This is a genomic window from Christiangramia crocea, assembly GCF_022410465.1.
GTDB classification, from domain to species: domain Bacteria; phylum Bacteroidota; class Bacteroidia; order Flavobacteriales; family Flavobacteriaceae; genus Christiangramia; species Christiangramia crocea.
In genome coordinates this window covers 176232-183208 of sequence record NZ_JAJSON010000026.1, presented here as the reverse complement: position 1 = coordinate 183208, position 6977 = coordinate 176232, and the positions used below count along the sequence as shown (strand labels likewise).

Annotated in this window: 7 protein-coding genes; 4 read left to right on the top strand and 3 right to left on the bottom strand. The window is 39.2% G+C overall.

Annotated features, from left to right (window positions below; all coding sequences use genetic code 11):
- Positions 1-279: 279 nt before the first annotated feature.
- The 4 genes from thrS (at position 280) to rplT (ending at position 3581) form a co-directional block, all read left to right on the top strand.
- A complete protein-coding gene (gene thrS / locus LU635_RS15560; RefSeq protein ID WP_240100423.1) occupies positions 280-2232 on the top strand; it encodes a threonine--tRNA ligase in 1953 nt (650 codons plus the stop codon).
- A 21-nt stretch (positions 2233-2253) separates the two neighbouring features.
- Entirely contained in the window at positions 2254-2805 is a 552-nt protein-coding gene (infC, locus tag LU635_RS15555; protein WP_341482142.1) for a translation initiation factor IF-3, read from the top strand.
- 112 nt (positions 2806-2917) lie between these two features.
- Positions 2918-3115, top strand: coding sequence for a 50S ribosomal protein L35 (rpmI, locus tag LU635_RS15550; RefSeq protein ID WP_011708523.1), 198 nt, complete (start codon positions 2918-2920; stop codon positions 3113-3115).
- A gap of 121 nt (positions 3116-3236) precedes the next feature.
- Positions 3237-3581: a 50S ribosomal protein L20 gene (rplT, locus tag LU635_RS15545; RefSeq protein WP_131399570.1), complete on the top strand. Its 345-nt coding sequence runs from the start codon at positions 3237-3239 to the stop codon at positions 3579-3581.
- A 57-nt stretch (positions 3582-3638) separates the two neighbouring features.
- Here the strand turns inward: rplT and LU635_RS15540 are convergent, their stop codons facing one another.
- Genes LU635_RS15540 through dnaB form a run of 3 tightly spaced genes read right to left on the bottom strand, consistent with a single transcriptional unit; the run spans position 3639 to position 6957 of the window.
- Positions 3639-4061, bottom strand: a complete 423-nt coding sequence (locus tag LU635_RS15540; protein ID WP_240100422.1) for a secondary thiamine-phosphate synthase enzyme YjbQ — start codon at positions 4059-4061, stop codon at positions 3639-3641.
- A gap of 15 nt (positions 4062-4076) precedes the next feature.
- Positions 4077-5429 carry an asparagine synthetase B gene (locus LU635_RS15535; protein WP_423738502.1) on the bottom strand — a complete coding sequence of 451 codons (1353 nt, stop codon included), beginning with the start codon at positions 5427-5429 and terminating at the stop codon, positions 4077-4079.
- Positions 5401-6957 (bottom strand): replicative DNA helicase, encoded by a 1557-nt coding sequence (dnaB, locus tag LU635_RS15530; RefSeq protein ID WP_240100421.1) that lies wholly within the window; start codon positions 6955-6957, stop codon positions 5401-5403. Before dnaB ends, LU635_RS15535 begins: the two co-directional genes overlap by 29 nt.
- Between the last annotated feature and the right edge of the window lie 20 nt (positions 6958-6977).

Sequence of the window (6977 nt, the reverse complement as noted above, 5' to 3'; positions counted from 1 at the left end):
GTGAACATACGCTCCCCGTGAAAGCGGCTGCAAATATACACCCGATCTTTTCTTTTGGCAAAATAAAATTCAGCATTTTTTCAGAGATATTTCCATCGTAAAACCTAAACTTCTATACTTCAACGATTCAGCATCAAAAAAAAATTCAGTTCTAAACATACCGGGACCTTCATTTCAGAGGATTCATACATCCCTATATAATATAATTACCTATATGTATATATGTATTGCGCAACCAATTTCAACATCTTATCTTTGTGCCTTCAAAAATCAATGAAAATGATCAAGATTACTCTGCCCGATGGCAGTATTAAGGAGTTTGAAAAAGGAACCACTCCAATGGAGGTGGCAAAGAGCATAAGTGAAGGCCTTGCCAGAAATGTTATTTCAGCTAAATTCAATGCTACCACAGTTGAAACAACTACACCTTTAAATACAGATGGTGATCTTGTATTATATACCTGGAAAGATAATGAAGGAAAAAAAGCTTTCTGGCATTCTACTTCTCACGTAATGGCTCAGGCCATTCAGGATCTATATCCGGGAGCAAAATTAACAATCGGACCTGCCATTGAACGAGGCTTTTATTATGACATTGATTTCGGTGATCAAAAAATTTCTGAATCTGATTTCAAAAAAATAGAAGATCGAATGCTTGAAATCGCCAGAGGTAAGCATGATTTTCAGATGAGAGAAGTCTCCAAACAGGAGGCACTTGATTTTTACAAAAAAGAAAGCAATCCATTTAAGGTTGAGCTGATCGAAAACCTTGAAGATGGAGACATAACTTTTTGTGACCATGACACCTTTACCGATCTGTGCCGAGGAGGTCATATCCCAAACACAGGAATTATAAAAGCGGTAAAGCTGATGAATGTTGCCGGAGCCTACTGGAGGGGAGACGAAAATAATCCTCAGCTAACAAGAGTATATGGTATCTCATTTCCGAAGCAAAAGGAACTAAAAGAATATTTAGAATTTTTAGAAGAAGCTAAAAAGCGAGATCACAGAAAACTTGGAAAAGAACTTGAACTTTTCACTTTTTCCCAAAAAGTAGGCCAGGGACTTCCTCTTTGGTTACCAAAAGGTGCCGCTTTAAGAGAAAGACTTGAGAACTTTTTAAAGAAAGCTCAAAAAAGAGCCGGATATGAAATGGTAGTAAGTCCTCATATAGGTAGTAAAGAGCTATATGTAACATCCGGTCATTATGCCAAATACGGTGAAGACAGTTTTCAGCCTATAAGCACACCCAATGAAGGAGAGGAATTCATGCTGAAACCAATGAATTGCCCTCATCACTGTGAAATGTACAACGCTTCTTCATGGAGTTACCGTGACCTTCCGAAGAGATTTGCAGAATTCGGTACAGTATACAGGTACGAGCAAAGTGGAGAACTTCATGGTTTAACAAGGGTTCGTGGATTTACTCAGGACGATGCGCACATTTTCTGTATGCCTGAACAATTGGATGAAGAATTTAAAAAAGTAATTGATCTTACCTTATATGTATTCTCTTCTTTAGGATTTGAAGATTTTACTGCGCAGGTTTCTTTAAGAGATCCAGAGAACAAAGAAAAGTATATAGGTTCTGATGACGTTTGGGAAAAAGCAGAAAGTGCAATTATCAATGCTGCTAACGAAAAAGGGCTGAATTATGTCGTTGAAACGGGAGAAGCAGCTTTCTATGGGCCAAAACTGGATTTTATGGTGAAGGACGCACTTGGCCGAAGCTGGCAGCTAGGGACCATTCAGGTAGATTATAATTTACCTGAGCGTTTTGACCTGACATATAAAGGAAGTGACAATGAGTCACATCGTCCCGTGATGATTCACAGAGCGCCATTTGGCAGTATGGAACGCTTTATCGCCATCCTGCTGGAACACACTGGCGGAAACTTCCCGCTTTGGCTGATGCCTGAGCAAGCTATTATTCTCTCGCTCAGCGAGAAATATGAAAAATACTCACAAAAAGTTTTAAGTTTACTTGAAAATCACGAAATTCGCGCCCTTGTTGACAATAGAAACGAGACAATAGGCAAGAAAATCAGGGAAGCAGAAATGAACAAATACCCTTATATGCTTATAGTTGGGGAGCAGGAAGCCAATGATGGTACAATTTCTGTACGTAAACATAGTGAAGGTGATTTGGGCACGATGAAAATAGAAGATTTCGCAAATTTGATAAATACAGAAATCAATAGTACCTTAAAGCCTTTTAAAACTGAAGTTTAATTTAAATTTTAAGCCATAGCAATACGTAGAAGAAAACCGAACAGATTCGGCCGACAGAAAGAAGAACAACACCGAATCAACGAGAAGATTAAAGCAGACGAGGTACGCCTTGTTGGTGATAATGTGGAAATGGATGTATATCCAATTAGAAAAGCCCTTGCTATTGCACAAGAACAAGAGCTTGATCTAGTTGAAATTTCTCCAAACGCCAAACCGCCGGTAGTAAAGGTCATGGATTATAAAAAGTTTCTTTATGAACAAAAGAAACGTGAGAAAGCCATGAAAGCCAAAGCCAGTAAAGTGGTAGTTAAAGAAATTCGATTTGGTCCCAATACAGATGATCACGATTACGAGTTTAAAAAACGTAATGCTGAAAAATTCTTAAAGGACGGCGCTAAGCTAAAGGCTTTTGTATTTTTCAAGGGACGGTCTATCGTTTTTAAAGATAAAGGAGAGATTCTTCTTTTAAGACTTGCACAGGATCTGGAAGAATACGGTAAAGTAGAACAAATGCCAAAGTTGGAAGGAAAACGTATGACTATGTTTTTATCTCCAACCAAGAAATCGAAATAATAACCTCACCCAAAATTGCTTTTGCGATTTTGACTCTCCAAAAGAGAGGAATGTGAATAGGTTTTATAGATATAAATAGAAATAAGAGAGTTAATTATAAAAAAGGACAGCAATGCCTAAAATGAAAACTAAATCCAGTGCCAAGAAGCGTTTTAAGCTAACCGGTACAGGTAAGATTAAAAGAAAGCACGCGTTTAAGAGCCACATCTTAACAAAGAAGTCTAAGAAACGTAAGCTTGCCTTAACTCACAGTACTTTGGTACATGATGCAGATAAGGACAATGTCAAACTTCAATTACGTTTAAAGTAAATTGAAGCTCTTGAGGTTTAATTAATTTATTTAACCATGGAGTTGGGCCAATAAAAGAATTCAAAATTCAGAATTTTAAATTTTGAATTATTGGATCGCCTGCTACAAAAAAATGTAAAATATGCCAAGATCAGTAAACTCAGTTGCCAAAAGGGCACGTAGAAAAAAAGTTTTAAAGCAAGCAAAAGGTTATTTCGGACGTCGTAAGAATGTTTGGACCGTTGCTAAAAATGCGGTTGAAAAAGCTATGCTTTATGCATACAGAGACCGTAAAGCTAAGAAACGTAATTTCCGTTCACTTTGGATTATGCGTATTAACGCTGCTGCCAGAGAAAACGGAATGTCTTATTCACAATTCATGGGAAAACTTAAAGCCAGCGATATTGGATTGAACCGTAAGGTTCTTGCCGATTTGGCGATGAATAACCCAGAGGCTTTTAAAGCAATTGTAGAAAAAGTAAAATAAACGAATTACACTCTCTTATAGAAAAATCCCGCTAAAAAGCGGGATTTTTTATTTGTACTATTCACCATAAGCCGTAAGAACAAGGTTTCTTGACCCTCCCCTGTTTCTATGTTCACAGAGATAAATCCCCTGCCAGGCACCCAGGTTTAATCTCCCATTCGTAACAGGTATCTGAACCGAAGCTCCGGTTAAAGATGACTTTATATGTGCCGGCATATCATCAGGTCCTTCAAGAGTATGCTTGTAATAAGGTTGGTTTTCTGGAACCATTTCATTGAAATGGCTTTCAAAGTCCTCACGAACCGTAGGATCGGCATTTTCATTGATCGCCAGGCCAGCCGATGTATGCTTTATAAAAACCTGCAAAAACCCGGTTTTAATATCATTAATTTCCGAAAACTGATTCACAATTTCATCAGTTACCAGATGAAAGCCGCGGCCTCTGGCTTTTAATCTTATTTCTTTCTGAAAAATCTTCATGAGATGATAAGTTTCTTATGTCTTTTGCTCTTTCTTTTTAGCTGCCGGGAAGAGGACGTTATTAAGAATAAGCCTGTAACCGGGAGAATTTGGATGTAATTCAAGTTCGGTTTTAGGATCCCCTACCCTATGCTGGTAATCTTCAGGGTCGTGACCTCCATAAAAAGTAAAAAATCCTTTCCCCTTGATCCCGTGAATATAACGTGCCTCTCCATTCAATTTGCTCTCTCCCATTATAAGCACTCCGGGTTTTACTGTAGATGGATCATAACTTGTTGTTTGTCCCATAAAACCTTTTACCAGCCTGGTGTGATTTTGAGTAAGCATCGTTGGCACCACATCCCATTTGGCAGAATAATCCATAAGCGTGAAATAATCACTCTCCTTGGGAATTTGTCTTTTTGCGGTCATATCTATACTGGAGAATTCGTATACCATCGGACTTCTTTCCAGTTCAAAATCGGTAAAAGCAAAAGTCTTAGCATAATCTATTTTCGCCTGATAACCTGGTTCACTGGGATCTCCATCGAACATTGCTTCTGCAATATCAACACCTTCAGCAGCCAAAGCAATATCAAAACTATCGGTGGCGCTACACATCGCAAACATAAATCCGCCGCCAACCACATAATCCCTTATTTTAATGGCGACTGCCAGCTTTTCCTCAGAAACTTTCGAATAACCCAGTTCTGTAGCAAGTGCTTCAGCCTCCTTTTTCTCTTCAATGTACCAGGGAGCGGTTCTAAAGGCACGATAGAATTTTCCGTACTGACCGGTAAAATCTTCATGATGCAAATGCAGCCAGTCATAGAGCAGTAAAGCATCGCTAAGCACTTCCCTGTCATAAATGGTTTGATATGGGATCTCAGCGTAAGTAAGGGCCATTGTCACGGCATCATCCCAGGGCTTGTTTCCTTTAGGACTGTAAACTGCTATTTTGGGAGCTTTCTCCAGAGCGACAGATTCCATATTTTTAGAAGGGCTGCTTATCTCTTCCAGAATACTTCCAGCCATATTATCGCTTATCAGCTCAAAATCCACCCCTCGAATCTGACATTCCTTTCTAAGCCTTTCAGAATCGGAAATCAGAAAAGAACCTCCTCTGTAATTGAGGAGCCAATTTACGTTTAATTGATTCTCCAAAGAGTAATATACGATCCCATAAGCCTTTAAATGATTGCTTTGGGATTCGGCATCCATCGGGATCAGGATCTTTGATGCGAACAATTGTGTACTTAAAAGAACTAAAAAAGAAAGCAGCAAGGCATTTTTCAATACTTTGCTGCTTCCGTTATTTTTAGATCGAGTGTTTTCTTTAGCTGAATTCAGCCTGTTTTCATTAGAACGGAACGTCATTATCGTCATCATCAAAATCAGAATTCATTGAACTCCCAAAAGCCTCGTTGGCACTTGGGTTTGGCAAATTATAGTTTCCAAAATCACCATCCCCTTCAGCACTGTTCATACTGGAAGGAATTTCGGATGGGAAACTAAAGTCTTCTAAATTATCAAATTTACCGAGTTCTCCAATAAATTTAAGCCTGATATTTTCAAGTCCACCATTACGGTGCTTAGCCACAATAAATTCTGCCTGTCCCTGGGTTGGGGTTCTTTCTTCATCATCCCATTCCTCGATTTTATAATATTCCGGACGGTAAATGAAGGAAACGATATCGGCATCCTGCTCGATCGCTCCGGATTCCCTAAGGTCGGAAAGCAATGGACGCTTACTCCCACCACGCGTCTCCACCGCACGGGAAAGCTGTGATAATGCTATTACCGGTACGCTCAATTCTTTTGCCAGCGCCTTTAGGTTACGGGAAATGGTAGAAATCTCCTGCTCCCTGTTTCCGCCTTTCTGACTTCCTCCGGCTGTCATTAGCTGAAGGTAATCTATCACAATCATCTTAATTCCATGCTGAGAAGCAAGTCTACGTGCTTTCGCCCTAAGATCAAAGATCGAAAGTGATGGCGTATCGTCAATAAATAAGGGAGCTTTCTCAAGATCTTTTACCTTAACATTTAATTGTTCCCATTCGTGTTGTTCTAATTTACCGGTTCTTAGTTTTTCAGAAGAAAGACCGGTTTCGGAAGATATCAAACGGGTAATAAGCTGTACGGAAGACATCTCCAGAGAGAAGAATGCTACCGGAACACCCTGATCAACGGCTATATTTCTGGCCATAGATAAGGTGAGGGCCGTTTTTCCCATACCCGGACGGGCCGCAACAATGATCAAATCTGATGGCTGCCAGCCGGAAGTCAATTCATCAAGTTTCTCGAATCCTGAAGGCACCCCACTGAGCCCTTCTTTATTGGATATTTCCTGGATTTTCTTTTTAGCCTGGATCACAAGACTCTGAGCGGTTTCAGTAGAACGTTTAATATTCCCCTGAGTCACCTCATATAATTTGGCTTCTGCATTATCCAGAAGATCAAAAACATCGGTACCTTCATCAAAAGCCTCTTCAATGATCTCATTTGAAATCTTTATAAGACTACGCTGAATATATTTCTGAAGGATAATACGCGCGTGAAACTCTATATGCGCTGAACTCGAAACCTTTTGAGTAAGTTGAATGAGGTAATAGTCCCCACCAACTTTATCAAAATACCCATCTTTCTTAAGCTGGTTGGAAACGGTTAATAAGTCAATCGCCTCTGAATTATCAAATAATTTTTTAATTGCCTCATATATGAGTTTATGAGCGTTCTTGTAGAAGGCTTCAGGATGCAGAATATCTATGATTTCATCCACGCCTTTTTTGTCAATCATCATAGCTCCCAGCACAACCTCTTCTAAATCAACCGCTTGCGGAGGCACTTTTCCTTTTTCTAAACTTACAACATTAGATTTTTTATATGATATATTCTGGGGGGAGGTGATTTTTTCCATAGAAACGAAAGTAAAAAATT

Bases quoted from the DNA above. Each gene is read 5' to 3' on its own strand.
- dnaB (WP_240100421.1), bottom strand. From the start codon at position 6,957: ATGGAAAAAATCACCTCCCCCCAGAATATATCATATAAAAAATCTAAT.
- LU635_RS15535 (WP_423738502.1), bottom strand. From the start codon at position 5,429: ATGATGACGATAATGACGTTCCGTTCTAATGAAAACAGGCTGAATTCA.
- LU635_RS15540 (WP_240100422.1), bottom strand. From the start codon at position 4,061: ATGAAGATTTTTCAGAAAGAAATAAGATTAAAAGCCAGAGGCCGCGGC.
- thrS (WP_240100423.1), top strand. From the start codon at position 280: ATGATCAAGATTACTCTGCCCGATGGCAGTATTAAGGAGTTTGAAAAA.
- rpmI (WP_011708523.1), top strand. From the start codon at position 2,918: ATGCCTAAAATGAAAACTAAATCCAGTGCCAAGAAGCGTTTTAAGCTA.
- rplT (WP_131399570.1), top strand. From the start codon at position 3,237: ATGCCAAGATCAGTAAACTCAGTTGCCAAAAGGGCACGTAGAAAAAAA.